General features: G+C 69.5%; 29 protein-coding genes. 16 read left to right on the top strand and 13 right to left on the bottom strand.

Annotation, left to right across the window (positions count from 1 at the left end):
* Positions 1 to 136: 136 nt before the first annotated feature.
* The 3 genes from ACWD0F_RS44950 to ACWD0F_RS44940 are packed head-to-tail and all read right to left on the bottom strand — an operon-like array spanning position 137 to position 1,141.
* Positions 137 to 460 carry a DUF1048 domain-containing protein gene (locus tag ACWD0F_RS44950; RefSeq protein WP_449888203.1) on the bottom strand — a complete coding sequence of 108 codons (324 nt, stop codon included), beginning with the start codon at positions 458 to 460 and terminating at the stop codon, positions 137 to 139.
* Position 461: 1 nt separating this feature from the next.
* Positions 462 to 818, bottom strand: coding sequence for a DUF1048 domain-containing protein (locus tag ACWD0F_RS44945; protein WP_449888201.1), 357 nt, complete (start codon positions 816 to 818; stop codon positions 462 to 464).
* Positions 815 to 1,141 (bottom strand): PadR family transcriptional regulator, encoded by a 327-nt coding sequence (locus ACWD0F_RS44940; protein WP_449888199.1) that lies wholly within the window; start codon positions 1,139 to 1,141, stop codon positions 815 to 817. Before ACWD0F_RS44940 ends, ACWD0F_RS44945 begins: the two co-directional genes overlap by 4 nt.
* A gap of 418 nt (positions 1,142 to 1,559) precedes the next feature.
* Here ACWD0F_RS44940 and ACWD0F_RS44935 point away from each other — a divergent pair, with 418 nt between their 5' ends.
* Positions 1,560 to 2,393 (top strand): class I SAM-dependent methyltransferase, encoded by an 834-nt coding sequence (locus tag ACWD0F_RS44935; protein ID WP_449888198.1) that lies wholly within the window; start codon positions 1,560 to 1,562, stop codon positions 2,391 to 2,393.
* On the opposite strand, the gene ACWD0F_RS44930 is transcribed toward ACWD0F_RS44935, so the two are convergent.
* Positions 2,390 to 2,929 (bottom strand): DUF1062 domain-containing protein, encoded by a 540-nt coding sequence (locus tag ACWD0F_RS44930; protein WP_449888196.1) that lies wholly within the window; start codon positions 2,927 to 2,929, stop codon positions 2,390 to 2,392. The genes ACWD0F_RS44935 and ACWD0F_RS44930 overlap by 4 nt on opposite strands.
* A gap of 366 nt (positions 2,930 to 3,295) precedes the next feature.
* Between ACWD0F_RS44930 and ACWD0F_RS44925 the strand changes: the two genes are divergently transcribed.
* Positions 3,296 to 4,033 (top strand): VOC family protein, encoded by a 738-nt coding sequence (locus ACWD0F_RS44925; protein ID WP_449888194.1) that lies wholly within the window; start codon positions 3,296 to 3,298, stop codon positions 4,031 to 4,033.
* A gap of 618 nt (positions 4,034 to 4,651) precedes the next feature.
* Here ACWD0F_RS44925 and ACWD0F_RS44920 read toward each other — a convergent pair.
* Positions 4,652 to 5,383 carry an HAD family hydrolase gene (locus ACWD0F_RS44920; protein ID WP_449888192.1) on the bottom strand — a complete coding sequence of 244 codons (732 nt, stop codon included), beginning with the start codon at positions 5,381 to 5,383 and terminating at the stop codon, positions 4,652 to 4,654.
* A 309-nt stretch (positions 5,384 to 5,692) separates the two neighbouring features.
* On the opposite strand from ACWD0F_RS44920, the gene ACWD0F_RS44915 reads away from it, so the two are divergent.
* Positions 5,693 to 6,514 carry an MOSC domain-containing protein gene (locus tag ACWD0F_RS44915; protein ID WP_449888191.1) on the top strand — a complete coding sequence of 274 codons (822 nt, stop codon included), beginning with the start codon at positions 5,693 to 5,695 and terminating at the stop codon, positions 6,512 to 6,514.
* Positions 6,515 to 6,563: 49 nt separating this feature from the next.
* Here ACWD0F_RS44915 and ACWD0F_RS44910 read toward each other — a convergent pair whose 3' ends face one another.
* From ACWD0F_RS44910 to ACWD0F_RS44900, 3 genes are all read right to left on the bottom strand, one after another.
* Positions 6,564 to 9,950, bottom strand: a complete 3,387-nt coding sequence (locus ACWD0F_RS44910; RefSeq protein ID WP_449888189.1) for a protein kinase domain-containing protein — start codon at positions 9,948 to 9,950, stop codon at positions 6,564 to 6,566.
* 82 nt (positions 9,951 to 10,032) lie between these two features.
* Positions 10,033 to 10,608: a hypothetical protein gene (locus ACWD0F_RS44905; RefSeq protein WP_449888187.1), complete on the bottom strand. Its 576-nt coding sequence runs from the start codon at positions 10,606 to 10,608 to the stop codon at positions 10,033 to 10,035.
* A gap of 52 nt (positions 10,609 to 10,660) precedes the next feature.
* Positions 10,661 to 11,218, bottom strand: coding sequence for an N-acetyltransferase family protein (locus ACWD0F_RS44900; RefSeq protein ID WP_449888185.1), 558 nt, complete (start codon positions 11,216 to 11,218; stop codon positions 10,661 to 10,663).
* A gap of 363 nt (positions 11,219 to 11,581) precedes the next feature.
* Here ACWD0F_RS44900 and ACWD0F_RS44895 point away from each other — a divergent pair, with 363 nt between their 5' ends.
* Both ACWD0F_RS44895 and ACWD0F_RS44890 read left to right on the top strand, forming a co-directional pair.
* Positions 11,582 to 11,734 (top strand): hypothetical protein, encoded by a 153-nt coding sequence (locus ACWD0F_RS44895; RefSeq protein ID WP_449888183.1) that lies wholly within the window; start codon positions 11,582 to 11,584, stop codon positions 11,732 to 11,734.
* Positions 11,731 to 13,422: an ATP-binding cassette domain-containing protein gene (locus ACWD0F_RS44890; RefSeq protein ID WP_449888181.1), complete on the top strand. Its 1,692-nt coding sequence runs from the start codon at positions 11,731 to 11,733 to the stop codon at positions 13,420 to 13,422. The genes ACWD0F_RS44895 and ACWD0F_RS44890 overlap by 4 nt, the downstream gene beginning before the upstream one ends.
* A 339-nt stretch (positions 13,423 to 13,761) precedes the next feature.
* Here the strand turns inward: ACWD0F_RS44890 and ACWD0F_RS44885 are convergent, their stop codons facing one another.
* Positions 13,762 to 14,649: an LLM class flavin-dependent oxidoreductase gene (locus ACWD0F_RS44885; protein ID WP_449888179.1), complete on the bottom strand. Its 888-nt coding sequence runs from the start codon at positions 14,647 to 14,649 to the stop codon at positions 13,762 to 13,764.
* 34 nt (positions 14,650 to 14,683) lie between these two features.
* Entirely contained in the window at positions 14,684 to 15,787 is a 1,104-nt protein-coding gene (locus ACWD0F_RS44880) for an NAD(P)/FAD-dependent oxidoreductase (RefSeq protein ID WP_449888178.1), read from the bottom strand.
* A 254-nt stretch (positions 15,788 to 16,041) separates the two neighbouring features.
* On the opposite strand from ACWD0F_RS44880, the gene ACWD0F_RS44875 reads away from it, so the two are divergent.
* The 4 genes from ACWD0F_RS44875 to ACWD0F_RS44860 all read left to right on the top strand — a co-directional run bounded on the left by ACWD0F_RS44875 (position 16,042) and on the right by ACWD0F_RS44860 (position 18,925).
* Positions 16,042 to 16,302, top strand: a complete 261-nt coding sequence (locus tag ACWD0F_RS44875) for a hypothetical protein (RefSeq protein ID WP_449888176.1) — start codon at positions 16,042 to 16,044, stop codon at positions 16,300 to 16,302.
* Between the two features lie 169 nt (positions 16,303 to 16,471).
* Positions 16,472 to 17,329 carry a phosphotransferase gene (locus ACWD0F_RS44870; RefSeq protein WP_449888174.1) on the top strand — a complete coding sequence of 286 codons (858 nt, stop codon included), beginning with the start codon at positions 16,472 to 16,474 and terminating at the stop codon, positions 17,327 to 17,329.
* Positions 17,330 to 17,450: 121 nt separating this feature from the next.
* Complete coding sequence (locus tag ACWD0F_RS44865) at positions 17,451 to 17,654, top strand: hypothetical protein (RefSeq protein WP_449888173.1); 204 nt, start codon at positions 17,451 to 17,453, stop codon at positions 17,652 to 17,654.
* A gap of 53 nt (positions 17,655 to 17,707) precedes the next feature.
* Entirely contained in the window at positions 17,708 to 18,925 is a 1,218-nt protein-coding gene (locus ACWD0F_RS44860; RefSeq protein WP_449888275.1) for an MFS transporter, read from the top strand.
* 88 nt (positions 18,926 to 19,013) lie between these two features.
* Here the strand turns inward: ACWD0F_RS44860 and ACWD0F_RS44855 are convergent, their stop codons facing one another.
* Positions 19,014 to 19,601, bottom strand: coding sequence for a TetR/AcrR family transcriptional regulator (locus ACWD0F_RS44855; RefSeq protein ID WP_449888172.1), 588 nt, complete (start codon positions 19,599 to 19,601; stop codon positions 19,014 to 19,016).
* 173 nt (positions 19,602 to 19,774) lie between these two features.
* Here ACWD0F_RS44855 and ACWD0F_RS44850 point away from each other — a divergent pair, with 173 nt between their 5' ends.
* Complete coding sequence (locus tag ACWD0F_RS44850) at positions 19,775 to 19,933, top strand: hypothetical protein (protein ID WP_449888170.1); 159 nt, start codon at positions 19,775 to 19,777, stop codon at positions 19,931 to 19,933.
* Positions 19,934 to 19,948: 15 nt separating this feature from the next.
* On the top strand, positions 19,949 to 20,785 hold the full coding sequence (locus ACWD0F_RS44845; RefSeq protein ID WP_449888169.1) for a Vgb family protein: 837 nt from the start codon (positions 19,949 to 19,951) through the stop codon (positions 20,783 to 20,785).
* A 27-nt stretch (positions 20,786 to 20,812) separates the two neighbouring features.
* Here ACWD0F_RS44845 and ACWD0F_RS44840 read toward each other — a convergent pair whose 3' ends face one another.
* A complete protein-coding gene (locus tag ACWD0F_RS44840; protein WP_449888274.1) occupies positions 20,813 to 20,968 on the bottom strand; it encodes an aromatic-ring hydroxylase C-terminal domain-containing protein in 156 nt (51 codons plus the stop codon).
* Positions 20,969 to 21,153: 185 nt separating this feature from the next.
* On the opposite strand from ACWD0F_RS44840, the gene ACWD0F_RS44835 reads away from it, so the two are divergent.
* A complete protein-coding gene (locus ACWD0F_RS44835) occupies positions 21,154 to 21,888 on the top strand; it encodes a dienelactone hydrolase family protein (protein WP_449888167.1) in 735 nt (244 codons plus the stop codon).
* A 33-nt stretch (positions 21,889 to 21,921) separates the two neighbouring features.
* Here ACWD0F_RS44835 and ACWD0F_RS44830 read toward each other — a convergent pair whose 3' ends face one another.
* Positions 21,922 to 22,452, bottom strand: a complete 531-nt coding sequence (locus ACWD0F_RS44830; protein ID WP_449888166.1) for a GNAT family N-acetyltransferase — start codon at positions 22,450 to 22,452, stop codon at positions 21,922 to 21,924.
* A 273-nt stretch (positions 22,453 to 22,725) separates the two neighbouring features.
* On the opposite strand from ACWD0F_RS44830, the gene ACWD0F_RS44825 reads away from it, so the two are divergent.
* The 4 genes from ACWD0F_RS44825 to ACWD0F_RS44810 all read left to right on the top strand — a co-directional run bounded on the left by ACWD0F_RS44825 (position 22,726) and on the right by ACWD0F_RS44810 (position 25,995).
* On the top strand, positions 22,726 to 22,944 hold the full coding sequence (locus tag ACWD0F_RS44825) for a hypothetical protein (RefSeq protein WP_449888164.1): 219 nt from the start codon (positions 22,726 to 22,728) through the stop codon (positions 22,942 to 22,944).
* 296 nt (positions 22,945 to 23,240) lie between these two features.
* The gene (locus tag ACWD0F_RS44820) at positions 23,241 to 24,527 is read left to right on the top strand and encodes an alpha/beta hydrolase family protein (RefSeq protein ID WP_449888163.1); all 1,287 of its coding nucleotides are present in this window, start codon (positions 23,241 to 23,243) and stop codon (positions 24,525 to 24,527) included.
* A 269-nt stretch (positions 24,528 to 24,796) separates the two neighbouring features.
* Complete coding sequence (locus ACWD0F_RS44815) at positions 24,797 to 25,666, top strand: maleylpyruvate isomerase family mycothiol-dependent enzyme (RefSeq protein WP_449888161.1); 870 nt, start codon at positions 24,797 to 24,799, stop codon at positions 25,664 to 25,666.
* Between the two features lie 167 nt (positions 25,667 to 25,833).
* Complete coding sequence (locus tag ACWD0F_RS44810; RefSeq protein WP_449888159.1) at positions 25,834 to 25,995, top strand: hypothetical protein; 162 nt, start codon at positions 25,834 to 25,836, stop codon at positions 25,993 to 25,995.
* The last annotated feature ends 176 nt before the right edge of the window (positions 25,996 to 26,171 follow it).

Below are 26,171 nucleotides of genomic sequence, written 5' to 3'. Positions count from 1 at the left end.
CAGCGAATCCGGAAGCCGTTTCGGCGGCGGTTGGACTGCTTCAGGCCGCTGCTGCGCCCCACGAGCCCGGCCCCGCGGTCGACCGCCGAGCCGATGGCGAACCAAGGTCCCGTAAGCCCGACATCACGGAGCGTCATCAACGCTTCTGATCGCGCGGATCGCTGATGGATTCCTGATAGATGTCCGCGTAGGTGCGTGAGTCTTTCACCAGGTCGTCGCAGAAAGCCGCGACGTCGTTGCCGATGAGCTCCAGGACCCCCTTGCCGGCCGCCACGCCCTCCTCGAAGAAATCGAGGATCCCCGAGAGCAGGGACCCGTCAGCCAGCCCGACCGGCCCGACCTTGAAGAAATACCTCTGAATCTCCTTGTAGACGATCTGGTAGTCCCGTGGGAGCGCCTTGACCCGGGCCATGTGCGCCCGCCACTGCTTCTTGCCCTCGATGATGTCCTGGATACCCACGTCAACCTCCTAGCTGGCCCAATTTCCTTGCGACGTTCCTGTTCAACTGCTCGCGCCACCGGTCGCGAAAATTCCGGGCTCCTTCTCCGCCGGCCAGTGCCGCGCAGAAGCCCTCGATGTCGTCACCCAGCACCTCGTGAATGCTCTGCCCCTCGGACGCCGTCTCTTCGAGCAGCCCCAGAGCGCCGTCGAGAATCGGCACCAGGTTGCGGCCAGTGAAATCCGCGTAGGGAGAAAGATGAGCCTGGACCTTCCCCCACGCCGCCTGGTAGTCGGCCGGCAATGCCTGGGCCCGGACTTCGAACGTCTTCCATTCCCTGGTGAGATCGCTGCCTGTGATGGTCTCCCAGAAGTTCATTCCCCGCCCCCCTTGAGCTTGTCGATCCGTGATGAGACGTACTCCCATTTCGCCCAGAACGTCGCGCGTACTTCGCGCCCCGCGTCATTGAGCGCATAGAACTTGCGCGGCGGGCCTAGCCCGGACGGTCGTTTCGTGACCTGGACGAGCCCGTTCTTCTCCAGTCGCAGCAGGATGGTGTAAACCGTCCCCTCGACGACGTCGGCGAAGCCGAGTTCGTTCAGCCGACGCGTGATGGCGTACCCGTAGGTCTCCTCGTTGCCGATGATCTCTAGCACACAGCCCTCGAGGGTGCCCTTCAGCATCTCCGTCAGGTCGTCCATCCCGGTCCTCCTGGCTGCACTAGTACTCCGTAGCACCGAGTACCACTATACGGTATCACGTAGTAGTGGAGCTGCCCAGCACGTGGCGAGCAACCGGAGCGGTCAATCCCCCGCCCGGCGAGCCGTGCCGACGCGGCGGTCGCCGATCAAGACGGTCCGACCGCATGCCCTACCTACAGCACCAGGTGCTGGCGACCCGATCGCTGTGACAGCACGGTCACGTGATGTGTGCGCCACACAAGTGGCTCCACCGGTGAGATCCGACGCACATCTGCGTACGGGCGCTGCCCCAGTGTCACGTCATTGGGCAGCGGACAACAATCGGCGTACTGTGCCCGCGAGATCGCCTGCCACACGGCGGCGGCGGCGGCGGAAAACCGTAGGGCACTCGACGGCCACATCAGTGATGATCACGAGTGTGGGATATGACGAATTGGTCGCCGAGGCGCTCGCGTTCTCGCTCCAAGGCTGGGACTTCGCCTCTCTTCACGGCCGCGTGGTCGAGGATCCGCTGCCGTGGAGCTACGAGCGTCTCCTGGGCGCGCGTCTGCCTGATGCGGCGTCGCTGCTGGATCTAGGCACGGGAGGCGGCGAGTTCCTGTCCGGGCTGGCGCCGCTGCCGCCCCGTACCGCCGCCACCGAGGGGTACCCGCCCAACCTGCCGCTCGCCCGTCGGCGCCTGGAGCCGCTCGGCATCGAGGTCAAGGCGGTCGGTGCGGACGACGTGCTGCCGTTCCCCGACGACTCGTTCGCTCTGGTGGTCAGCCGGCATGAGTCCTACGACCCGTACGAGGTCCGCCGCGTCTTGACGGGTGCCGGCGTCTTCGTCACCCAGCAGGTAGGTGGCCGCAACCTCGAAGAGCTCAATGAGGCACTGGGTGCGCCTCCGCTCGCCTATCGCGACTGGGATCTCGCCGGCGTGACCGCCGCCCTGACCGAGGCGGGGCTCACCGTGACATGGAGCCAGGAGGCGAGGGTGCGAACGGCATTCCACGACGTCGGCGCGCTCGTGCTGTTCCTGCGGATCGTCTCCTGGCAGGTGCCGGACTTCGATGTGGTCCGCTATGCCCACCGCCTGCGTGTTTTGCACGAGGAGATGGAACGCGGTCACGCGCTGATGGCTTACGCCCACCGCTTCGTCCTGCTGGCCACATTCGACGGGTCGACGGGCGGCGGTCAGCCGCGGCTACTCCCCCGCCAGTCCGCCGGGTGGCCCGGAGGAGTCTCACCTCCGGGCCACCCGGCCCGTTAGTCCTGGGCTGTCACGGTGAAGGTGAACCCGGCGCTCGTCGGACGGCGCAGCGGAATGCCGGACTTGATCCGGCGCAGCACCTCGTTCCTGCTGAGGCCGAGCCCCTGCGCGATGAGCCGTTCCGGGCGCACCGGCACCGGATCGTCGAAGACGACGTCCACCTGGACCGGCCACGCCTCGCCGAGCCCTACCGGCGGGGTGTCCAGACGCCAGGCCCCCTTCCAGTCCAGGGTGAAGCGGTTGCGCCGGGCGAGCAGCGGATCCAGCAGCCTGGACGCCACCAGCTCCGGATCGTTGGCGTGGTAGCCGTCGAGCTCGGCAGGGTCGAATGATCTGACCGGCGCTCGCTCGTACACGGTGAGCTTGCGCGTCCGATCGCAGAACACGCAGCGGACCAGCAGCCACACATCCAGCAGCTTGCGATTGGCGTTGACGCGGAACCTGCCCTCGCCGGTGGTGGCCGACTCCGAGTGACAGTCCGCGCACCGCAACGACAGCAGGGGCAACCTGGTCCGGCGAACGACCCAGGGCAGCACAATATGAGGTTGTGAAGACATGATCTCTCTAGACCTGACACGAGGCCGATTACGCGCGGCCGCGAACGCTTTATGACCGGGCGCGCACGGGCAGCCCGGCAGAGCCGACGGGAGGGTCGGCTTGAGAGTGAGCGGAAGAAGGTGTCAGGTCTACAGAGCAGGCGGGGTCACGCGGTGTTGTCCTCTGTTCTCACAGCGACGGGCCGCAGGCAACTTACGGGAACGCGAAAGGAAAGGGCAAACGGTTTATCAGTGGTGACGTCCAGGGCGTTTCCGGGATCGGAGAGGCCAGATACGGGATGCGCGCTGGGCGGCGGCTACGCGCGTTATTCATTCCGATTCTCCGTTGGGCATAGGGTAGGCGGCATGGGGCTGCGACTTGTTCAGGTGAACTACAAAGCTCGAGATGACTCGGCGCTGGGCCGGTTCTGGGCGGAGGCGCTCGGCTGGGGTGTTTCCAGCGAGGGACCCGGTGTGACCAACGTTGAGCCCGTGGGCTTCGTCTGGCCGGACCCCACCGCCGTCTGCATCGATGTCGTCACCGTTCCGGACCCCGAAACGGTGAAATACCGCGTGCACCTCGATCTCGCCACCACCTCTGCGGCCCATCACGCGGAGTGGGTCGCGCGCCTGAAGGAGCTCGGGGCGACGCCCGCCGATGTGGGCCAGGGCGACGTCCCGTGGACGGTTCTGGCCGACCCGGAGGGCAACGTGTTCTGCGTCCTGGAGCCCCGGGAGATCTACCGGGACACGGGGCCGATCGCCGCGGTGGTGGTCGACTGCGCGGACCCCCGGGCCATGGCCCGGTTCTGGGGCGAGGCGGTGGACTGGACGCTGCACGAGGTGACCGACGATCACGCGAGGCTGCGCTCCGCCAAGGGTGTCGGGCCGTATCTTGAGTTCATCCGCACCCCCGACGTGAAGACCGTGCGGAACCGCGTCCATCTCGACCTGCTGCCGTACCGCGGTGAAGATCAAGCGGCGGAGGTGGCCCGGCTGCAGACCCTCGGCGCGACGCTCGCCGACGTCGGCCAGGGCGACGTCTCGTGGATCGTCCTCGCCGACCCGGAGGGCAACGAGTTCTGCGTTCTCGGTCCGGCCTGACGCGGAGCCTCCCGCACACGTCGCGGCGCCCGAGCCGCCGTCATCCGGTGTGGCGGGTGGCTAGAGCCGCTGCCCGGTCTTGGGGTCGTACCGGACCTGAACGGCCACGACCTGGTCGGTCGGAAGAACTTCGATCCACTGGTCGAACACCTGATAGGGCGCGGCGGGGCGGAAGCCGCCCTCCAGCGGGTCGAAGCCGGTTCTTCGCTGGCGCGGACGTTGCGCATGTTCTGATTGGCGCCTGCTGGAGGCTGTTCGCGAGCAGGCGCAGGACCTTTCGTCTTCGTCGAATACGGGTTCAAGGGGGCACCGCGCGGGCCGCGGTTCCTCATCGCGGTCTGAGCGCCGCGGGTGGCCCTCGGCACGCCGCCGCAGGTCGTCGTGTTCTACTCGCCGCCGACCAGAGCGGCCGGCGAAGCCGTACAAGGGCGTCTTCATCTCGGAAGGCAGCAGGGCCGACAGCCGGGCGACCTGGGTGCACTTCTCCGATGCGGCGCTGCGGCCGAGCCCTTACGATCCGCACCACACGGTGCCCGCCATCGCCTTCGGGCACGCCGCGCGGTTCCCGCTGCCCTGAGATGACATCCTGCGCGAGCAGGACGACCCGGCGCCGTCGAGTCAGGCGTTCGTGCGTGACAGGTGGCCGGGGAGATCGGTGAGCCGTTCGATGCGGAGCACCGTCGCGTCTGCCGTCGACGACGGTCCCCCGGTGATGAAGTCGACGCCGCGGTCCAGCCAGATGCCGGTGAGCCCGGCGAGGGTGGCCGCGTGCACGTCGCTTTCCAGCATGTCGCCCACGTTGACCGCCTGCGCGGGGTCCGTCCGCATCCACCGGCAGGCGGTGGCGTAGGCGACGGGCTTGGCCACACCGAGCTCGGTCGGGGTCAGGACGGCTTCGAAGTATTCCAGGAGGCCGAAGCGGGCGAGCTTGGCGCGCTGCTGCTCGGGGTCCCCGTTGGTGAGAACGGCCAGACGCGGTCCTCGGGGCAGCCGTTTCAGGCTCTCCAGGCAGGGCTGGACATCGGGATAGCACTGCCAGGACTTCTCGAACACGGTGAGGTAGCGCTCGGCGATCCAGGCGTCCAGCAGGCCGGAGCTTTCCGGAACCGGCTCGCCGAGCATCGGCAGGAAGGAACGGAGCCTGCGTCGGTGGTGCTCGGCGAAGGAGCACTGACCGGCCAGGTATTCCCGCATGTGGCGCGCCTCAAGCGTCCACCACAACGTCATCAGCTCCTCCGGTGGAGCCGTCGCGTTCGGCGCGGCCTGGACGATCTGGCCGATTGTTTCCCAGACCGCGCTTCGATGATCGACCAGGGTGCCGTCCAGATCGAAGAAGATCACATCCGTCACAGCATCATCATCTCGTGGTGCTCGTCCGTGACGCCGGTGGGGGGTCGCCGCACCTTGACGCCCGGCCGGACCGCCGCAAGCCTGATCGACCAGACGTCGCGGGCGGACCTTGACGGGCAGTGGCTCCGTGAACGTTTCAGGCCGAGGCCCGGACGGCGCCTGCGCGGAACCTCCTCCGGTGCCGACGTCACCGGAGGAGGTCATCCCGTTCGCGACGGCCGACACCTGGACGAGCGGCCTCCGGACGGTGAGCCGGGCAGCGGCCCGGCCCCCTCGTAGAAAGCGCTCTCTCAGACGTAAGGTGTCGGGATGGAGCTAGCTGAGATCCGGAAATATCCGGTCAAGTCGGTTTCGGGGTGGGTGGTGGATTCGACGGTCGTGGAGCCCTGGGGGCTGGCGAGGGACCGTCGCTGGGCCGTCGTCGACGAGCAGGGGGATGTTCACTGGCTCGGGGAGAATCCCCGGCTGCTGTCCGTCGTCGCCAGTGTCACGGCCGAAGACGGGCTGCTGCTCGACGCGCCGGGAATGCCCCAGCTCAAGGTCCCCCCAGCCACCGGAGAGCGCGTTCCCGTGGGTTTCGCCGAAGTGGACGCCGTTGTGCTCGCGGACCCCGACGCGCACGCCTGGTTCACCCGGCTGCTCGGCAAACCGGCCCGCCTGGTCTGGCTCGACGACCCCAACCGCTGCGCCGTCCCGGCGTCCCACGGCGGCCTGCCCGGCGATGTCGTCAGTCTCGCCGGGGACGCCCCCATCCTGCTCACCTCCCGCTCCTCACTGCGCCGCCTGGACGACTGGATCCTCGGAGGCGCCATCGAACGCCAGGACGACCCGCCCGCTCCCCTGGACATGGCCAGGTTCCGCCCCAACCTCGTGATCGACGGCGCTCCCCCGTACGCCGAGGACGGCTGGCGCGAGATCCGCATCGGCCCGCTCGCCTTCCGTGTCACGGAACGTTGCGACCGCTGCGCCGCCACCACCTACGACCCGGTCACCTTCCAGCAGGGCAAGGAACCCCTGCGCACTCTCGCCCGCCACCGCCGCTGGGACGGCAAGACCTGGTTCGGCATCCGCCTGGTCCCCCGGGGCCGAGGCGAACTGCGACTCGGCGACCCGGTCACCGTCCTGGCCTGAACCGGCTGGACGTCGCAGGCCCCCCGGCTGCCGCAGGGCTTCCGGGCGGTCAGCGGCAGGTGTCGCGGTAGGGAAGGCCCGGGATGTGGGCCCGCCATTCAGCGTCGGTGAGGGAGCCACCCGCCCGCCGGCAGATCGCCCGGATGACACCGGCAGGCTCGACGACGTGGGTGCGCACCACCCCGTTCAGGTCAAGGGTGACGACGCCGGCCCCATCGGCCGTGAAGGCGATCGACTGGAGTTGCCCCGTCTCCGCATCCTGCCCTCCACCGGAGTCCCGCAGGGTGCCGAGGCTCGTTCCGGTGACCGGGTCGAACAGCCGTACCCTGCCGTCTGTCGCGCCGACCGCGATCATGTCCTCACGCGGGGAGTAGGCGGCGATCGACAGTTTGCCGGACTCGGCGCGGACGACCGGCCCGCGCCGCCTGCCGGCGGTGTCCCACAACGTCAGGCGGCTGCGGGAGTCCAGGACCACCACGCCACCGCCCGCACGCAGGAAGAAGATCCGGAGGCCGGTGGTGTTCTTTCCGCCGGCGCTGAAGGGCCCGGCCACCGGCCGGCCGGTGGCCGCGTCGAGCAGGCGCTGGTCGGCGCCGGCGAAAGCCAGCAGCTTGCCGTCGGAGGAGAAGGCCACGTCGTTCGTCTCCGGGAGTGCCGCGCTCCACAGTTTCCGCCGGGCCTTCCAGTCCCATACCTGGGCGGTGTGCGGCACGCCGCGCAGGACGAGCGCGAGGCGGGTGCCGTCCGGGCTGAAACGCACCACGCCGGCCTCTTGGGCTCGCACGTCAGGGACGATTTTGCCCAGGACGGCCCGCGAGGTGACATCCACGATCTGCACCGTGCCCTGACGTACCGCGGCCAGCAGCCTGCCGTCCTCGCTGAAGTACGCCTCCTCCATGGCGGGCAGCGCGCCCACCGTCTTGCCGCCGCGCACGTCGCGGAGCCGGGTCCGGTCGCCGGCCTGGATCACCGAGACCCGCCCGTCCGGGCTCAGCCTGCCGAAGTCGCCCGGGAAGCCCGCCGGAGCGACCGAGAGGTCGGAGACGTCGACGGCGAAGACCCGGTCCTCGACCAGGTAGCGGAACGTCCGGCCGTCGAAGGCGCCCTGGGGCTGCTCGCCGTCGGCGTCCGCGCTGCCCAGCAGCGGCACCGTGGTGAGAAGCTGCGCGTCGGCCATCCGCCAGAACTGGACCTCGCCATCGGCGACCGAGGCGAGCAGCTTTCCGTCCCCGCTGACCGTCACCGAGCCGCCGTTCCAGGTCCCTTGTGAGCCGGCGCCGTCTTGGACGCCGATGTCCACGACGGACCCGTCCCTGCGGTTGGTCAACCGCACCGCCTTCGCCCGCGGCGTCGCCAGCCACGCGCTGTCCGCACTCGCCACCGTGCCGGCGGCGGAGAGCCGCGTGCGCTCGCCGGTCCGCTGATTCCACCGCAGGACGCCGTCGGGATCACGGATCGTCACCGTCCGGTCGTCCGCGTGCACGATCTCCGCCCAATTGTCTTCGAGATCGCGGGGCCGGTCGAAGGTCCAGGTCCCGATGGCCGTCCCGCCGGGCAGGTTCCAGGCCCGGAGCCGCTTGTGCGTCAGGACGACGAGCGTACGGCCCGAGGGCGCCGGGGCCACGGCGAACACCTGGTCACCGGCCAGCCCCAGCCGCGCGATCCGGCCGATCCGCTTCCCGGTGCGCACATCCCACACCTGGGCGGTGTCCTGGCTGACGCCGGCCAGGGTACGCCCGTCGGCGCCGAGGGCCAGGACCGTGTCGCCGGCGCCCGCCCGGTCCGTGAACGTCGCCGCCTCGCGCTGGGCGTATGCCGTCATCAGCCCCGCCCTCGTGAGCGGCGTGCGGTCCAGGCTCCACGCCGCCACGCTCAGCCGCGTCGCCAGCATCGGATCCGTGACGCGTACCTGTTGCGCGAGCCCGGCCAGCCGAGCCGCCTCCGACCTGCCGAGCGACGCGGTGATCTCCTCCGCGCGCCGATCGGCGACCAGGCCCTGCTGTACGGCCAGCCCTCCGGCCACCAGCGAGATCACCAGCAGCCCGCCGAGGCTGAGCGACACCAGCCGGGCACGCTTGGCGCCACGACGGGCCAGGTCCGCGCTCGCCTGCAGGAAAGCCCGCTCCACCGGGGCCAGCGTGATGTTGCGCCGCGCGTTCGCCGCCCATCGCAGGGCGTCGTCCAGGCTGCTGCCGCGGAACAGATCGCCGTCCCGCCGGCCGGCCCCGTCCCAGCGGCGCGCCGCCGTGAGGATCTCCCGGTGCGCCGCCAGCCCGTCGCGGTTGTTGTCGATCCAGTGCCGGTACCTGGGCCAGGCGTGCGGCAGCGCCGGCCGGGCCAGCCAGAGCTCCTCGCCGCCCCTGCCCAGGAGGTACGTGAACACCTCCAGGATCCGGCGGATCGCCGCCGTCTCGTGCTCGGCTCTTCCCTGGAGCAGTTCGGCGCGGGCCGCCCGCCGTACGCTCAGCTCCCCGTGCTCGTCCACGGTGACCAGCCGCAGGAACACCTCGGCCACCAGCTCGCGCTCGACAGGCCCGAGCATCGTGTACGCCTGCTCCGCCAGCGCGCCCAGCGCGGGGTCGTCGGCCGGCACCGCGATCCCGGTGGCCTCGCGACCGCCCTCGGCGAGCAGCCCGGAGGTGTCCAGCCGCCCGCCGCCGCTGACCAGGGCGAGCAGCAGCTCGCGGGAGGTCGGACGGCCGAGCGGATCCTTGGCCAGAGCGGCGGCCACCAGCGGCTGCAGCGACCGCGGCAGCACGCTGAGGTCGGGGCTGGCCGACAACACACGATGCATGACCCCGCCCAGGCTCTCGGCCTGGAACGGGTCGGCGCCGGTGGCGGCGAACATCACGATGCCGCCCCAGGCGAACACGTCCGCCGACGCGCCCGCCCGCTGCCCGGTGAACACCTCCGGGGCCATGTACGTGGGCGTGCCCGTGACCAGGCCGGTCTCGGTGAGTGACATCTCCGCCGTCCGGGAGACGCCGAAGTCGATCACCCGCGGTCCGTCCGGGCCGAGCAGCACGTTGTCCGGCTTGAGATCGCGGTGGATCACGCCGGCGTCGTGGACCGCGGTCAGGGCGGTGGCGATGGCGGTGGCCAGGCGGTGCAGGTCACCGCCCGCGAACAGGCGGCCCCCGGTGACGACCTGACGCAGGCTGTGCCCTTCGACGTACTCGCTGACGATGTACGGCCGGGGCCCCGCCAACTGGGCGTCGAGCACGCGCGCGGTGCAGAACGAGGCCACCCGCTGCGCGGCCGCCGCCTCCCTGCCCAGCTGGGCGGCCTGGTCGCTGTGCAGGACCTTGATCGCGACGCGCCGGGCGTCCTCCGTGTAGGCCTCGTAGACCACACCCTGGCCGCCCGCGCCCAACCGCCCCGCCAGCCAGTACGGCCCCAGCCGCTGCGGATCGCCGTCGAGCAGCGCCGTCGCCATCCCTCATCCCTTCAACCGGTGCATGGACGTCAGATCGAGCTCATCGTGCGGCCGGCTTGGCGTCCGGCCCCGGGGAACGAGCTCAGAGCTCGATGCCCTTGATGATCTTCGTCAGGTCCGGCACGAGGGGACTGCTGGCCATCACGGTGACGACGACGCCCTCGCGCTCGACCCAGCCCGCGTACCGGCCATGACCCAGCGCGCCGTCACCCGCCTGGGTGAGCACCCGGCGGCCGCCGATCTTCACGGTCTTCGTGTCACCCGAGAACGTCCCAAGGAGGACCGGCACCTTCTTGAGGTGCGCCGGCTTGCTCGCCTTCGGCCAGCACACCACCCTGATCCACAACGACCGATGCTTGCGGTCCACGTCGTCGCGGTCATCACTCCACAGGTAGCCGTACTCGGTGATGCCCTCGTTCTTCTTGACTTCGACCTTGCCGTAGGCGAAGCCCTTGGGAAGGTGGTTGACGCGGACCCCCTTGATGGCGGTGGCGCCTCTGGCCGGCTTGTCGATCTTGGCGCTGGACGACCGCTTCGCCTCCGCCTTCGTCGGAACGGGGCAGGCCGGGCGCTCCGCCGCCTGAGCGGGGATCGCGATCAGAAGGGTCGCAGCGAGCGGCAGTGCGGACAGGAGAGCAAGTTTCTGTGTCGTGATCATGCGTCCTTTGATGCGGCATATGTGCGGAAAGTTCAGTAAGTGCTGGCTGCTTTCAGCGCAGGTCGAGCAGCATCACGTCATGGAGGTCCACGCCTGTCCCCCATGGCCGCGCCTCGCCGACCTTGCGGTATCCCCACGCCCGGTAGGCAGCCGACGCTGCCTTGCCGCCCGGGTGGACGTTCAGCAACACCCGTCCGGCCTCGATGTTGTCGAGCAGCGTCTCGTGCAGACGCCGCGCGATGCCCTGCCCGCGCCACGGTCCGCGCACGGCAAGTTCCATCAGCCCGAAGGTGCGCTGTCCGTCCTCCCGTCGCATGTCGTCGGGCACGGGCTCGGTCAGTTCGTCCCACCAGCCCGTGTCGGGGTCGAGCGGGTAGCCGTACGCCATGCCGACCGGCTCGCCGTCTTCGGTACGGGCCAAGGCAGCGCGGAAGGTGTGCTTGCGGGCCTGGGAGGGGAAACGGCGGAAGGCGGCGGCGACGTCGCGTTCGGTCTCGTTGTAGGGAGGCTCGGCGAACGCTTCGGCATAGATCAGCCTGAACGCGTCCTCGGCCTGCGCTGCCGCTGATCCGTCCATGCGCTCTATCGCGATGGTCCCCTGCCGCGTCATGTGCTGCCCCCTCGGCGGTCGCGCGGATGCGCTCGCGGGCCTCGGCACTCTCGTCCCGGGACCACGGCTCGCGCAAACTCCCGGATCTTACCCGGCAACCGCGGAGAAGAGGTGCCACCGCATGCGCTGAGAACGGCGCTCACGTGGAGGGCTGGGACTTCACGACCACAGCCGCTCAGCCCGGACGGACATGGGTCGCCTATTCCGGCGGATCAGCCTCTTTATCGCGTGGCGGTGCGGTGGACATCAGTGTCACCATTCGGACGCTCGTCGCCTCGTCTCGTCTCGCCCCGCCGGATCGAGTTCGGTGTGGGAGCTGTTACAGCCTTCTCCGATCTGGACGAGACATTCGAGGGGCCCGCGATGCCGGCGACAGCGTTGTTGTCGCTCGTGCGCCGGGAGTCCCCCGAGAGCGGCCATGAGCGAAGCACCCGCGATCGACCAGGAGGAAAGATGTCAAGCGCCCAGGTGGGGGGCACGATCGCCCGTGACCTCGACGACGAGGAGCAGGCGTGACCGCGGAGACGAGTCGGCTGCCGCCCCGGCGACGCGGTGGGGTGATGCCCGCCCTGGCCGGATATTCCTTCTCCGTGGCACCGGCCTTGACCACCCTGACCGCGGTCTTGGCCGTCCTCGCCGGTGCGGTCCCGGTCGGCACGATCGGACCCCGCGTCGACCGGGTCCGGTCCCTGCTGGTGGTGGCGGTGGCGATTCTCGAACAGGCCACCGGGATCGGCCTCGCCGTGCTGCTCGGACTGTTCAGCGAGCTGGCGAGCCGGCATTCGACCAGTGGCGTGGTGGCACTCGCGCTGGGTGTGGCGATCTTCGTGATGCTCACCCAAGGCACCTTCATCGCCGGCTACTTCACCCGCCTTCGCCTGCAGGAGGAGATCCAGAACGAAGTCGAGCGCCAGTTCATCGACGTGGTCGGTACGACGCCGACGCTGGAGATCCACGAGCGTTCGAGCCGCTCCGGCAAGGCGGCGGCGGTCCGTGGCGCGCGGGGCGAGATCGGACCGGCCTTCGACCGGCTGCTGTGGCTGGCCGGAGCCGCGCTGGCCCTGATCGCCTCGGCCGTCCTGATGGCCTCGGTCGTTCCCATCCTCGCCGTACTGCCGCTCTTCGCCGTCCCCTCGGTGCTGGCCACCCAGGCGGCAGAGAAGAAACGCGGTCAGGCCGTTCAGCGCGCCACGCCCCGGACCCGGCTGGCCGGCCATCTGTTCGCGCTCGCCACCACGGCCGCGTCCGGTCGCGAGACCCGCCTCTTCGGACTGGCGAGCGAGCTGCGCCGGAGGCACCGCGAGGAGTGGGACTCCGGAGGCCAGGACATCGCCCGGACTGACCGGCGGGCCCGGGTACCGGTCGCGCTGACTTGGCTGTTCTTCGTGCTGGCGTACGCGACCGCCGTCGTCCTGATGGTGCGGGCCGGCCTGGCCGGCGACGCCTCGCTGGGCCTCATCGTCGCGGCCATCGCCGTCACCAGTCAGATCACCGGGCAGGTGCAGAGCGTGTTGACCTTGACCTTCTGGACGCTGGAGTCGCTGCGGGCAGTCCGGGCGTTCCTCGACGTAGTGGAGGACGGCGCCGTGGAGCGGGCGGCCGTCGTGCCGGCCACGCCGGTGATGGTGCCGGCCCGGCTGGACGGCACCATCAAGGTGGAGGGTCTCAGCTTCCAGTACTGGAACCGCGATCAGCCTGCACTGAACGACAGCAACCTCGAGCTCCCGACCGGCGCCGTGGTGGCCCTGGTCGGGGAGAACGGCGCGGGGAAGTCGACGTTCGTCAAGATGCTCAGCGGTCTCTACCGGCCGAGCGCGGGGCGCATCCTGGTGGACGGGACCGACCTCGCGCTGTTCGCGCCGGAGGACTGGCGTGCCCGGATCACGGCGGCCTTCCAGGACCCGGCACACATCGAGATGTCCCTGAAGGACACGATCGGGCTGGGCCGGCTCGATCATCGCGACGACCCGGAGCGGATCCTTGAGGCGCAGCGGACGGCCGGCGGCGACAAGCTCCTCGCTTCGCTGCCCGAGGGCCTGGAGACCCGGCTCGGGCGGAGATCATGGGACGGCAAGGGGCTGTCGGGGGGCCCGTGGCAGACGGTGGCCAACGCCCGGGCGGCGATGCGGCAGGCGCCGCTGCTGATCTCATCGTGGTTCTGGACGGCGGCCGGGTCGTCGAGGTCGGCACGCACGACACGCTGATTGCGGCCGACGGACTTTACGCCGAACTGTTCCGCCTGCAGGCCCGGTACTTCGTCTGAGCGCATGGTCGAAGCGGGTTCCTTGTTCTGTTCAGTTATACGATCGGGCTGGAGAAATATAGTGCCGCCGATCCGGGAACGTACAATCCGCTGACTCTAGAGAATATTATAGGCGCCACCGTGTTAGCCCTGCTGGCCATCATTTTTGCACTGCTAGCTGCCATTGCAGCCTGGCAGCGCTGGTCTTCCTCCTGTCGGCAGGAATCGCGTTTCTGGCCCTTTCGTCGTCGAAAGCACCACAGCAGCCGGATTTCCCGAGCCTCCACCGGCACCGTGACAGCTACTTCGCGATCGCCTCGCGGACGGACGGGACGATCTCCTGGGCCCAGCGGGCCAGCGTGGTGAGGTCGGGGGCGCCGTGGCCGGCGGAGAAGAGTATGAAGCCCGATGCGCCGTGCTCCAGCACGGCTTCGGTCAGCGCCTCGATCCATTGCCCGACCGAGCCGCCGGCCCAGCGGCCGTCGTGGTCCCGGGTGGCAGGCAGCGGCCGGTCGGTGACGCGGCCGGGGAAGTTGTAGATCGTACGGATCTCGCGTGGGTCGCGGCCCACGGCGGCGGCCGCTTCGTCGATGATCGGCCGCGAGGTCCGGTAGCGGTCGCTGCGCCAGTCGGCCGCGTGGCCGGGGATCCAGCCGTCGGCCACGCGGCCGGTGGCGGCCAGGGATTTGGGGCCGTTCGACCCGGTCCACACGGGGGGTGCGGACACGGGAGCCGGCTCGATCTGGCGCACCTGGTAGTGGCGCCCCTCATGGTCGACCGGCGGGCCGCCGCCCGACAACTTCCGGATCAGGACGATGGCCTCCTCGAAGGCGTCCACGGCGTCACCGGGCGTCCGCCGGGGCACGCCCATGTCGGCGATGCGGTCCCACAGCCCGCCCGCGCCCATGCCGAGGACGATGCGGCCCTGCGACAGCGCCGACAACGAGGTCACCATCTTGGCCAGCATGGGGGCGGGCCTGGTCGGCAGATTGGTGACATTGGCCAGGCCGGCGATGTGCCGCGTACCGCCCAAGAGGAAGCCGAGCGCGGCATAGGCGTCCAGCCGCTCACCGAGGTAGGGATGGTCCGACAGCGAGAAAAGGTCGAGCCCGTCCCGGTCGGCCTGCTGGACCGTGCGCAACAGCTCGGGCATGTCCTCGAAGCCGGTATGCGCTCCGAAACCGAACACGACGTCAGGTGTGGACAAGGTAGTGCCTTTCATGTCAGGCGGCGCCGAACTGCTCGGTGAAGCGGCCGGTGAACAGGTCGGCTCCCTTGTAGGCCGAGACGGTTTCGGCCGGTACGACAGCCGGCCCATCGGGCGTGGGCAACAGACCGACGCCGCCACGAGGTCCGAGCGGAAGCAGGATCATGGGGTGGGACAGCGGCTGGTAGGTGGCCGCCGGCTGTTCGCCGCGCAGCTGGGCGAGGATGTTCTGGGCCACCACCTCGCCGTGCTGCATCGCGTACCCGGCCATCTTGGCCTCCTCGACGTCGGTGAGGTCGCCGATCGCATAGACGTGTTCGTGAACGGCGCCGTGCCCGCGGACCTGGAGCGTCTCGGCGACGGGGACCTGCAGCTGCGGCGTACGCGTCGTCAGCCGCCCGTCGGCGAGATAGTCGCTGTGGACACGGACGCCGTGCGCGCGGAACCAGATGTCGGCGGTGATCTCCTGTCCGCCGGTCGTGGTGACGGTGAACGTTCCCGCCTGCCCGGACTCGGTCGCCGGAGGTTCGCTCAGACCGGCCCCCAGCCGCAGGTGGACATCCAGCTCGTTCAGCTGACGGCGCAGGTCGTCGCGCAGCTCGGCGGGGAAGGCGGGCAGCAGTTCTTCGGCCGGGTCGACGATGGTCACGTGCTTGTGCGGCCACACCTCCTTGATCTCCCCGGCCAGTTCCAGGCCGACCGGCCCGGCACCGAGGATCAGCACTCGCTCGGAGCCCACCAGCTCCTTGTGGGTCCGCAGCAGATCGTCCAGCACCTCGGACGTGGAGTCGGAGGCGGGTTTGGCCGGGTAGGCGTAGCTGGAGCCGGTGGCCAGGACCAGGTAATCGGCCTCGACCCGCCGGCCGGAGGCCAGGGTGACGCCACCGGGGTCCACCGAGACCGCGCGCTCGCGCACCACCGTGCCACGCCTGAGCCACTGGTCGTAGGGGAAGAACATGTTGTGCGCCCAGCCAGGCTGGGTCAGCGCCCGCAGCGAGCCGGCCGAATTGATGAACGCGTCACGCGGCTCGATCAGCACGACATCGGCCTCGGCGTCCAGCGCCTTGGCGACCGCGGAGCCACCGTAACCTCCGCCGACGATCACGACTGTACGACTCATCGTTAACACTCCCGCAAAGAAGGATTGCAGTTCGCCCTACGAACCATATTGATTCGTAGCACGAACTGCAACTCTTTCTCCGTCAGCGATCATCTGGTTCCATGAACACGCTGGGCACTCCCCCTACTCTCCGGAACGCACGCCGTGGGCTGAGGGGAGGCTCACTACGTTCCCAGCGATTGACACTCACGCCCTCGCCGACACCGGCAATAAACCGAATGCGCGGAACCGACCGGGTGGTGTTGCATACAGACGTGACCGGCGGACCCCTCGCACTCCTCCAGGAAGCAGTCGACCGCACGCGGGCGCTGACGCAACGCCGGCCGCCCACCGGACGAACCCGCGACCGCGTCGCCGACGACCTCGGCAGCATCGCCACCGACGACGCCCGCCGCTTCGACCCCTTCCCGCTGCTGCGCGCCCTCCTGAGCAGGCCGACGCGCTCGCGTCCGCCCTCGCCGCGGCCGGCCGCCGGCTCAGCGGCGCCGGCTGCAGCACGGCGCTGCCTCGGGTGATCCTGACGTGAGCGCTCTCCTTGACCGGCCCCTGACGGCGCGGGACGACGACGACCTCGGGGTCCGCTATGTCCGGCCGCGCCGACCTGGTCACGACGCGTCAGACGCTCGGTTGGCCCAAGGGCCTGCGCCGCACACATCAACTCCGGCAGGGAGAGGCACCGAACACTTGAAGGAAACCGAGATCCCGCGGGCGGTGGCCGCGGCCGTCGACACGGCCGCCGAGTACGGTCTGGGCGCCGACGACGCCGCTGTGCTGCACAACTCGAACCGGATCGCCGTCCGGCTGCGGCCCAGCGGCGTGCTCGCCCGGGTCGCGCCCCTAGCGCACCGCCTCGACTTCGAGGTCGAGATCGCCCGGCGCCTCGCCGGGACCGGCAGCCCGGTGGCGGGTCTCGATCCGAGGACCGAGCCCCGCGTCCATGTCCGCGACGGATTCGCCGTCACCCTCTGGACCTACTACGAGCCCACCGCCGCACCCGAGAACCACCCGCCCGCCGCCTACGCCGACGCCCTGGCCCGGCTGCACGCCGGCCTGCGCCGCATCAACCTCGCCGCACCGCACTTCACCGATCGCGTCGCCGACGCCCTCCGGGTGGTCGAGGACCCCGCCGTCAGCCCGGATCTCGGCGCCGCGGAACGCGCCCTGCTGACCGACACCCTCCACGGAATCAGCCGCGCGATCCTGGACCGCGGCACGCGGCAACAGCTCCTGCACGGCGAACCGCACCCCGGCAACCTGCTCGCCACCGCGGACGGACCGCTCTTCATCGACCTGGAGACCGTCTGCCGCGGACCCGTCGAGTTCGACCTCGCGCATGCTCCGGAGGACGTCGCCGCGCACTACCCGGGCGCCGACTCCGGGTTGCTCGCCGACTGCCGGATCCTCAGCCTCGCCCTCGTGGTCTCCTGGCGTTGGGACCGCGACGACCAACTCCCCGACGGGCGCGGAAGGGGCCGGGAGTGGCTCGCCCAACTGCAGGCCGCCCTCGACCGCCGGGAGCACGCCGCCGGTGGCGGCCGCTGAGCGGCCTGTCCGTAGTTTCCAGACCAAGAACAACGCCAAGAACCGAGGGTTGATCAAGCTCTATTCCGGGCCGTAGCGTGCCGTCCCGTTCGGTGACGGTCGATGCTCGGGTGGTGGATTCGTGGCGACTCAGGACGTGTTCTCGGCGGAGGAACTCGCGCGGCTTCGGGGCTTCCCCGAGAACCGGCAGGCGCTGCTGGACGAGATCCTGACCATCGTGCTCGACCCGGCGATCGGCGACGAGCAGATCGGCAGCATGCTGCGTACCAGCATCGGCATGGTTCGGATGCGGGCGGCGTGGGCCGTACGTCGATGGTGTCGATAAAACGCGTTGCCGTAGATGCTCGCAAAACGTATGGTTTTGCGCTCGTGATCACAATGCTGGAGCGAGTCCTGCCTGCCCGGCTGGGGACAGGATTCCGGTGGTTGCTGGCCTCGAGCTGGCTGACGAATCTCGGTGATGGGATCGCGGGTGCGGCGGGCCCGCTGCTGATCGCGACGTTGACTCGCGACCCGCTGCTGATTTCGCTGTCGGCCCTGGTGGGCTGGGCGCCGCCGCTGCTGTTCAGCCTGTATGCGGGCGTGCTGTCGGATCGGTACGACCGGCGCAGGATCGTGCTCGTCGCGAACGCGGTGCGGGCCGTGGTGCTGGCGGCGCTCGTCGCGCTCATGGTGACCGGCACGGTGAGCGTGGCGACGGCGCTGGTGGCGCTCACGCTCCGGTCCATCGCCGAGGTGTTCGCCGACAACGCGACGGCCACGCTGACGCCCATGATGGTCGGCAAGGACGATCTCGTCATCGCCAACGCCCGCCTGGGCACGGGGTTCATCACGCTCAATCAGCTCGCCGGGCCGCCGATCGGCGCGGCACTGTTCGGCCTGGGCGTGACCTGGCCGTTCGCGGGCCAGCTACTCCTGATGGTGGCAGGGATCGTCCTGGTCTCCCGGATCACGTTGCCGCCGCACGGCCGGCAGGCCGGCGATCTCATGCCTGACACCGTACGAGAGCTGATCGCCGGGTTCAGCTGGACCCTCCAGCACGCGGCGATCCGCACGCTGGCGCTCACCATCCTGATCTTCAATTTCACGTTCGGCGCGGCCTGGTCGGTTCTCGTCCTCTACACCCAGGAGCAACTCGGCCTCGGCGCTCTGGGCTTCGGCCTGATGACCACCATCGGCGGGATCGGCGGTTTGATCGGTATCGGCCTGTACGGGGCCATCACCCGCAAGGTGAGCCTCGGCGCCCTGATGAGGATCGGGCTCATCATCGAAACGCTCACTCACCTGGGCCTGGCCCTGACCCACTCACCATGGGTCGCCGGGGCCATCTTCCTGGCCTTCGGCGCGCACGCCTTCATCTGGGGCACGACCTCGGGCACCGTCCGCCAGCGCGCGGTCCCAAGCGAACTGCAGGGCCGGGTGGGCAGCGTCAACACCGTCTGCGTCTACGCCGGTCTGGTGGTCGGCTCGTTGATCGGCGGTGTCCTGGCCACCCACCTCGGTGTCGCAGCGCCCTTCTGGTTCGCCTTCGCTGGCTCCGCGGTGTTCGTGGTGCTGCTGTGGCGGCAACTCATGCTCATCGCCCACGACGACTGAGATGTTCGGTGCCGGCATATCCCCCCGACCTCGCGTCGCAAGAATCATCCAGCCCTCCGTCCGCCCGTTGCTCTTGCGGGCAGCGGCGTCAGCAGTGCAGGACGCCTGCGCGGGCGGCGGCGAGGGCGGCGTCGGCCGCGCGTTCGGCGTCGTGTTCGGTGACCGGCTCGTGGGTGATGAACAGCCGGTAATAGATCGGCGCGACGGCCGTTCTGATCACATCGGCCGCGTCAATGCCCGCCGGGAGCTCACCTCGCGCGACCGCCCGACGTACTACTTCGGCGGCCTGCTCGTGGCGGGCGGAGAAGAAGGCGTGCAGCGCCTTGGCGGGCCCTGTGCCCTGTACGGCGGCCGACACGAACGCCGCAGAGATCGGCCCGGCGATGGGATCGGCGAAGCCGCTCCGCACCAGCTCGGCGATCTCCCGTAGGTCGTCGCGGAGCGAGCCGGTGTCGGGCACCGGCCACGGCTCCTCCCTGGCCAACTCGAGCGCGTCGGCGACCAGGCCCTCCGCGCTGCCCCATCGCCGGTACACGGTGGTCTTGTGCACCCCCGAGCGGATCGCCACGTTGTCCACCGTCAGTCCGCCGAAGCCGTGCTCGGCCAGCTCGGCGAGGGTCGCCTGCCGTACGGCGTCGCGCACGCGGGCGCTGCGACCGCCAGGACGTCTGTCCAAAGTCTACTCCAGTTGCGTTAGAACTCTTCCCGATGCTAGCTTAAAGCTATAGACGTTGCGATTGGAGTTTTTCTGACCCCACAACTTTCCCTCCGGGGAGCAAGCCGTCGACGCCGCGTTCGAGCGCTCACGCCGGCTGCCGACCTTGTCAGGCGGCGAGCAAGCCCGGCCTCGTGCCGGCCGCCTCGCCGGAGATCCTGCTGCTCGACGAGCCCACCGACCACCTCTCGCTCGCCCTGGTCGAGGAGTTCGAGCAGGCGCTGCGGGATGACCGAGGCACTCTCGTGCTGGTCGCACACGACCAGGCGATGCGGCGCCCGCTTCACCGGTAAGGAGATCTCTCTTCCATGCTGATCAACGGTTCTCCGTACGGCATCACCCACGGCCCCGACGGCGCGCTGTGGTTCACCCTGCATGACCAGGGCCGGATCGGGCGGGTCGTGCCGGGTGAGGAGCCCACGCTCCATCAACTCGATCCGGCCGACGGCCAGCCCACGGTCATCACCGCGGGGCCGGACGGCACGCTGTGGTTCACCGAGTTCACCGGCGGCCGAATCGGGCGGATCACCGTGGACGGCGCGATCACCACCTTCGCGGCGGACTCGCCGTACGGCATCGCCGCGGGTCCCGACGGCGCCATGTGGTTCACCCAACTGCAGGACGACCGGATCGGGCGGATCACTCTGGACGGGAAGGTGTCCACGCACCCGCTGCCCGGCACGGGCGCGATGCCCTCGGCGATCGCGGCGGGGCCGGACGGCGCGCTGTGGTTCACGCTCAACCAGGGCCATGCGATCGGCCGCATCACAACCGGCGGCGAGGTGTCGTCATACCCGCTGCCCACCCCGGGGGCGGCCCCGGTAGGCATCTGCGCGGGGCCGGACCAGGCGCTGTGGTTCGTGGAGATCGGCGCGGGTCAGGTCGGCCGGATCGACACCTCGGGCGCGATCACCGAATTCCCGCTGCCCGACCGTGCCGCCCGGCCCCACGCCATCGTGGCAGGGCCGGACGGCGCGCTATGGCTCACCGAGTGGGGTGCCGGCAGGCTGGCCCGCGTCACGACCGACGGGGAGATCCAGGAGTTCCCGCTGGCGGGCGCGGAACCCCACGGGCTCACCGTCGGCCCGGACGGAGCGATCTGGGTCGCGATGGAGTCCGGCGCCCTGACACGTCACCGCGTGTAGACGGCCTTTTCGGTTGCTCAGGCGCAATCAGCCGGCGGGCTTGCCGAACCAGCGGGAGCGGTGGTCGTGCAGGTCCTGCTGACCGTCGCCGATCCAGGCGACATGGCCGTCGGGGCGCAGCAGGACGCACGGAACATCCAGTACCGCAGGCCAGGGTGCGTCACCTTTTATCCTGCGGGCTATGCTGTGCGGCGATGATTACCGGGACGGCATTGCGCCACACACGGATTGGTGACCCGGTGCTCTCCTGAGCGCCGCACGGGCCGGTGCGGGCCCGCTGTTCGATCGAGGATCTTGCGCCGCAGCGCGGGCTCCGCCTCCGTCGTGTTGATCACAGGCTCGACCCATCAACCACGACAGGAGCAGTCATGTCCACCAAGACTCTGCAGATTCCCACCACCGACGGCCAGGCCGATGCTTTCGCCGCCTTCCCCGACGGTGGCGGCCGGCACCCAGGGGTGCTGATGTACGCGGACGGCTTCGGCATCCGGCCCGTGCTGCGGGAGATGGCCAGCGAACTGGCCGGGCACGGGTACTACGTGCTCGTCCCCAACTTCTTCTACCGGCACGGTCCGGCACCGGTGATCGAACTTCCCGAGCACATCGGAGAAGATGCCCGGCCCGCGGTCATGGCCCGGCTGATGCCCTTGATCGAGGCGCACACCACCGAACGTGTCTTGCGCGACGCCGACGCCTACCTCAGGTTCCTCACCACCCAGCCCGAGGTCAGCGCCGGACCGGTCGCGGTGACCGGCTACTGCATCGGCGGCCTCCTGGCGATGCGCACCGCCGCGGCCCACCCCGGCCAGGTGGCGGCCGTTGCCGGATTCCACGGCCCGGTGGGCGCCGTCGGGCCCGACAACCTCTCCAAGCTCACCGCCCAGGTCCACCTCGGCCACGCCGAAACCGACATCACGCCCGAGGCTCTCGGCGAGCTCAATCAGGTCCTGGACGCCGCGGGTGTCGACCACACCTCCGAGATCTACCCTGGTACCGTCCACGGCTTCACCATGTCCGACACCGACGCCTTCAACCCTGCCGGGCTGCAGCGTCACTGGGACCGCCTGCTCCCCCTCCTTGACCGCACCCTGGCCAGCATCTGAGGCTGGGCCAGATCAAGCGGCGCATAGGCCCCATCATGTGACCGGGGGCCGCAGGCCGAGCCACTGCTCGGCGTCCCATGCCTGGAACCGCTCGACCTCGGTGAACCCCAGCTTCGCCGCGAGGCGCATCGAGCCGACGTTGGCGCTCTGGGTGGTGAGCACCACCGGCTCGCCGGGCAGGACGCCGTCGAACCAGTCGAGTGCTGCCGCGCACGCCTCGGCGGCGTACCCGTGCCCCCATGCCTTCGGCAGGAACAGGTAACCGAGATCGGCCTTCCCCGCAGCAGCCGGGCGACGGTGCCCGGCTGCTGTCCTGAGCAGGATCTGGCCGATCATCGCCCCGTCGAGCGCGACGACGAAACTCCCGGGCCAGCGCTCGGGCACCTCGGGCATCTCACGCTCAAGCTCGTCACGCGGGCGGGGACCGCCGAGGTAGGTGTGCACCTCTGGCGAGGCGAGCAGCTCGATGAACGTTGTACGGTCCCGCGCCTCGGGCTCACGGAGCACGAGCCGCTCGGTCCGGATCAGCTCAGGCGGCCAAGCCACATGTCCTAGATCTAACATGTGCGCAGGCTAGCAACCCTGTAGGACGACGTTCACCTTGGGCAGGAACGCATTTACCGCCTTTAGCAATCTTCGTGGCGACCCCCTGCATGGATTAATGCACATGGTCGCCGACCTGATTTTGGATTAATTGAGTTGATCTATTTGTAACGCGCCGTGCGATCTACGCTCGCGAATAACCGTCGGAAGCCGCCGCTTCCGATGTGATTCGTCGCCAGAGCAGCCCGGCTGCGGCCCTCTGTGGAGCACCGGGCCCATGTGAGAGGAGAACACATGCACAAGAGGATCGCGAAGGTCGGTGCGGGTGCTGCCGTGGCCCTGCTGATGGCCTTGGGCCTCGCAGCCGGCACAGCTGGGCCCGCTAGCGCGATGATGGACCCGGCCGTCTGCGACATGTTCATCCGGATCATGATCGGCTACGACGAGCGCGGTGACCGTGCCACGGCGGACGCCATGTGGACGAACCTGTACGACGAGGGTTGCGTCCCGTAGAAACCCGCGGCCGCTGGTCGTGACACGGTCGCTGTGTCCGGCCAGCGGTCATCCCTGCGGCGGCAGTCACGTTCATGAAGTTCCCCGCCGCCGTGTGGTGCCGGATGAGTGCCACGCCACAGACAACGGCGTTGCGCACCGTGACGACGATCGGGAGAGGCTTCATGGCCGACCTGCCGTGCTCTTCACGGATGAGCACGGCTCCATCCGAAGGGAGGATGCGCGTGCCGCCGGGGCGCTGCCAGAGTCGAAAGCAGGCGGCCGCTGGGCCGTCCCGATCCGGAAGGACTCCAGCAGTGTCATCGAGACACACCAGGGTGGTGCGGGGGTCGGCGCTGATCTCGGGCCTCGCGCTCGCGGGCGGGCTCACCGCGACCGTTCCCGCCGCGGCGGCGGAGCAGGCCAAGCTCACCGCGCCGGCCCTCACCGGCCAGTACGACGTCGGCACCACCGACCTCCACCTCGTCGACCCGTCCCGCCCCGATCCGTGGAAACCGGAACGGCGCCGGGAACTCATGGTCACCGTCACCTACCCGGCGGACCGGTTCACCGGGGGGCCGCGGGCACCGTGGCTCACGCCCGGCATGAGCACCGTCATCGACCAGGCGCTGGCGGGCGAGGACTACCTCGATCTCCCGGCCGGTTCCATCGACTGGGCATCGGCGAAGCGAAGGGCCGAGACCGGCGTCCCCGTGGCGCGCGGCGCGCCGAAGCCGGTCACGCTCTTCTCCCCCGGCTTCGGCGGCCCGCGGGAGACGTACACGGCGATCGTCGACGATCTGGCGAGCCGCGGCTACGTGGTCGTCTCGCTCTCGCACACCTACGAGAGCGCGGCGGTCGAGTTTCCTGGCGGGCGGCTCGAACTCGCCGTGTCCGGGGGTGACGACCCCGAATTCGAGAAGAAGGCGCTCGACGCCCGGGTCGCCGACAGCCGGTTCGTCCTCGACCAGCTCACGAAGATCACCCTGGGCGAGAACCCCGACGCGGAGAAGCGGCCGCTCCCCCGCGGGCTCGGCCGGTCGCTCGACCTGTCCCGGGTCGGCGCTTATGGGCACTCCTACGGCGGGTTCACCGCGGGCGAGACGATGGTCTACGACCGCCGTGTCGACGCCGGGATCAACCTGGACGGCGCGATGGCGACCGCGTTCGGCTATCCCCCGGGAAGTCCTTACGTGCCGGGCGAAGTCACGAAACGCGGCCTGGACAGGCCGTTCCTCCTGATGGGCGCCGAGGGCGTCGACGAGAACGGGAAACCGCTCGAGCACACGCACCGGCATCCCGAATTCGACCGCAGCTGGGCGGACTTCTGGGCCAGCCAGCGAGGCTGGAAGCGGGATCTGCTCCTGCGCGGCGGCAGCACGCACATGGCCTACAGCGATCTGCAGATCGTCGTGCCGCAACTCGGCGCGCGCGTGGCGCCGGAGAAGCGTGAGGCGGTCATCGGCACCATCGATCCCCGTCGTTCGCTGGCCGCGCAACGGGACTACATCGGCGCGTTCTTCGATCTGCACCTTCGCGGACGGGACCGGCACCTGTTCGACGGCGAATCCCCGCGGCACCCGAACATCGACTTCATCGACTAGGGCTGTCAGGCACGTTGGTCACCGACGGGAACCCTTCTTAAGGGTCACGCTCAGGGCCCGGCCGTCAGCGTCGCCGCTGTCCCCCTGCCGCAGCACCATCGGGCTCGATGCCGTGGGCGGACGTAGGAGGCCGGGTCCGCGATCGCTCCAGCCCGGCCACCAGCCGGCGCGCCGGTCCGCCCTCGCTATCTGGGTTCTGGACCTTTTCTCGCAGGTCAGAGCGAGGTGATCTTTTCCGGCACGTAAGGCAGTTGACTGCTCTCCAAGGCATGTTCATCATCGACACCGGTTGGCGGTCGGCATTGAGTGACCTGGCCCGCGAACTTCGGGAAGCTCGCAAAGCACTTGGAGGTGCAGCGATGGACACATCCGCGTATGTGAAGGCCGTTGTCGAGCAGACGAGCACGTTTGCCGATTGGGTGCACGGCAGGGATGCGGCGGCCCCGGTGCCGACATGTCCGAAGTGGACGCTGGCCGATCTTGTCGACCATGTCGGCGGGACACAGCGTATGGTGGCGATGCTCGTGGGTGCGCAGATGACCGAGCCGAGCAGGGCGTTCGCCGGCTACGTTCCGGGTCCGACCGATTCGGGCCAGTGGCGCGCCTGGCTTAGCGACGGCGCGGCCGAGGCGAGACGGGCGTTCGCATCGGCCGCCGACGACACGCCGGTGTGGGATCCGTCGGGCGGCGCCGCAGGCGTGCCGTTCTGGTCACGTCGGCTGTTCGGCGAGGTTTGCGTGCATCGCGCGGACGCGGCTGCGGCGCTCGGCATGCGGTACGAGTTGGCGCCGGAGCTTGCCGTTGCGGCCATCGAGGACTGGCTGGACACGATGACCTCCCGCGGCTATTGGGAGAACAAGCCGGGCTTCGCCGATGCGATGCGCGGGGACGGTCAGACTCTGCATTTCCACGCGACCGACGCGCCTGGGGAGTGGGTGGCACGCCGGGAGCCGGACATGGTCGTGCTGGAGCGCACGCACACCGAGGCGGACGTCGTGGTACGCGGCCCAGCCGTCGAGCTCCTGCTCGTGATCAGCAGGCGTCGCCCACTGGATGCGGCTTCCACGCTGGAATTACAGGGGGATCGGGCGCTGCTCGACCACTGGATCGAACACATGGACTGGGTCACCAACGGCTGACCCACGCTCGGATGCAACCTCGCGCCCCAGAGATCCATGGTGGTGTGGCCGTCTGACGAGGAGTTCATCCACTGGGAGCTGGGGCGGCGAATACCGGCTGTTCGGTACGCCGCTTCGATCTGGGGGTATCCATACAAAGATCACTCAACTGGCCCCGCCTCGCCGCCATGGTGCTGGCATTGGGCCTGCTGCTGGCCGCCGCACTGATGCTGACGGGCGGGACCACCGTGTCGCAGGCCGGCCGGTCCGAGCTCGTGCGAGGTTCCTCCGCCAACCCGATCGTCCTGGCAGAGGGCGTCGCGGGCCCGAGGAGGCCGATGGATCCGTGAGAAGCGGTCGTGCCCTTTGCGCAGCTGCGCAGCACCTTAGAGATGAGGTCGCCCGCTCCGGCCAGCGCGAGGAAGCGTGCTGGATCCACGCGGCTACTGCATGGCGGCCAGGGTGAAGGATCCGATGGCCAGTGCCAGGTAGCCTCCCGGAAAGGCGATGTTATGAAAGACGCGGG

This window comes from Nonomuraea sp. NPDC002799 (assembly GCF_053592075.1).
This window is presented reverse-complemented; position numbering and strand designations above follow the sequence as displayed.

Bases quoted from the DNA above. Each gene is read 5' to 3' on its own strand.
- ACWD0F_RS44945 (WP_449888201.1), bottom strand. From the start codon at position 818: ATGAACTTCTGGGAGACCATCACAGGCAGCGATCTCACCAGGGAATGG.
- ACWD0F_RS44940 (WP_449888199.1), bottom strand. From the start codon at position 1,141: ATGGACGACCTGACGGAGATGCTGAAGGGCACCCTCGAGGGCTGTGTG.
- ACWD0F_RS44925 (WP_449888194.1), top strand. From the start codon at position 3,296: ATGGGGCTGCGACTTGTTCAGGTGAACTACAAAGCTCGAGATGACTCG.
- ACWD0F_RS44915 (WP_449888191.1), top strand. From the start codon at position 5,693: ATGGAGCTAGCTGAGATCCGGAAATATCCGGTCAAGTCGGTTTCGGGG.
- ACWD0F_RS44910 (WP_449888189.1), bottom strand. From the start codon at position 9,950: ATGGCGACGGCGCTGCTCGACGGCGATCCGCAGCGGCTGGGGCCGTAC.
- ACWD0F_RS44905 (WP_449888187.1), bottom strand. From the start codon at position 10,608: ATGATCACGACACAGAAACTTGCTCTCCTGTCCGCACTGCCGCTCGCT.
- ACWD0F_RS44900 (WP_449888185.1), bottom strand. From the start codon at position 11,218: ATGACGCGGCAGGGGACCATCGCGATAGAGCGCATGGACGGATCAGCG.
- ACWD0F_RS44895 (WP_449888183.1), top strand. From the start codon at position 11,582: ATGCCGGCGACAGCGTTGTTGTCGCTCGTGCGCCGGGAGTCCCCCGAG.
- ACWD0F_RS44880 (WP_449888178.1), bottom strand. From the start codon at position 15,787: ATGAGTCGTACAGTCGTGATCGTCGGCGGAGGTTACGGTGGCTCCGCG.
- ACWD0F_RS44860 (WP_449888275.1), top strand. From the start codon at position 17,708: ATGCTGGAGCGAGTCCTGCCTGCCCGGCTGGGGACAGGATTCCGGTGG.
- ACWD0F_RS44845 (WP_449888169.1), top strand. From the start codon at position 19,949: ATGCTGATCAACGGTTCTCCGTACGGCATCACCCACGGCCCCGACGGC.
- ACWD0F_RS44835 (WP_449888167.1), top strand. From the start codon at position 21,154: ATGTCCACCAAGACTCTGCAGATTCCCACCACCGACGGCCAGGCCGAT.
- ACWD0F_RS44830 (WP_449888166.1), bottom strand. From the start codon at position 22,452: ATGTTAGATCTAGGACATGTGGCTTGGCCGCCTGAGCTGATCCGGACC.
- ACWD0F_RS44825 (WP_449888164.1), top strand. From the start codon at position 22,726: ATGCACAAGAGGATCGCGAAGGTCGGTGCGGGTGCTGCCGTGGCCCTG.
- ACWD0F_RS44815 (WP_449888161.1), top strand. From the start codon at position 24,797: ATGTTCATCATCGACACCGGTTGGCGGTCGGCATTGAGTGACCTGGCC.
- ACWD0F_RS44810 (WP_449888159.1), top strand. From the start codon at position 25,834: ATGGTGCTGGCATTGGGCCTGCTGCTGGCCGCCGCACTGATGCTGACG.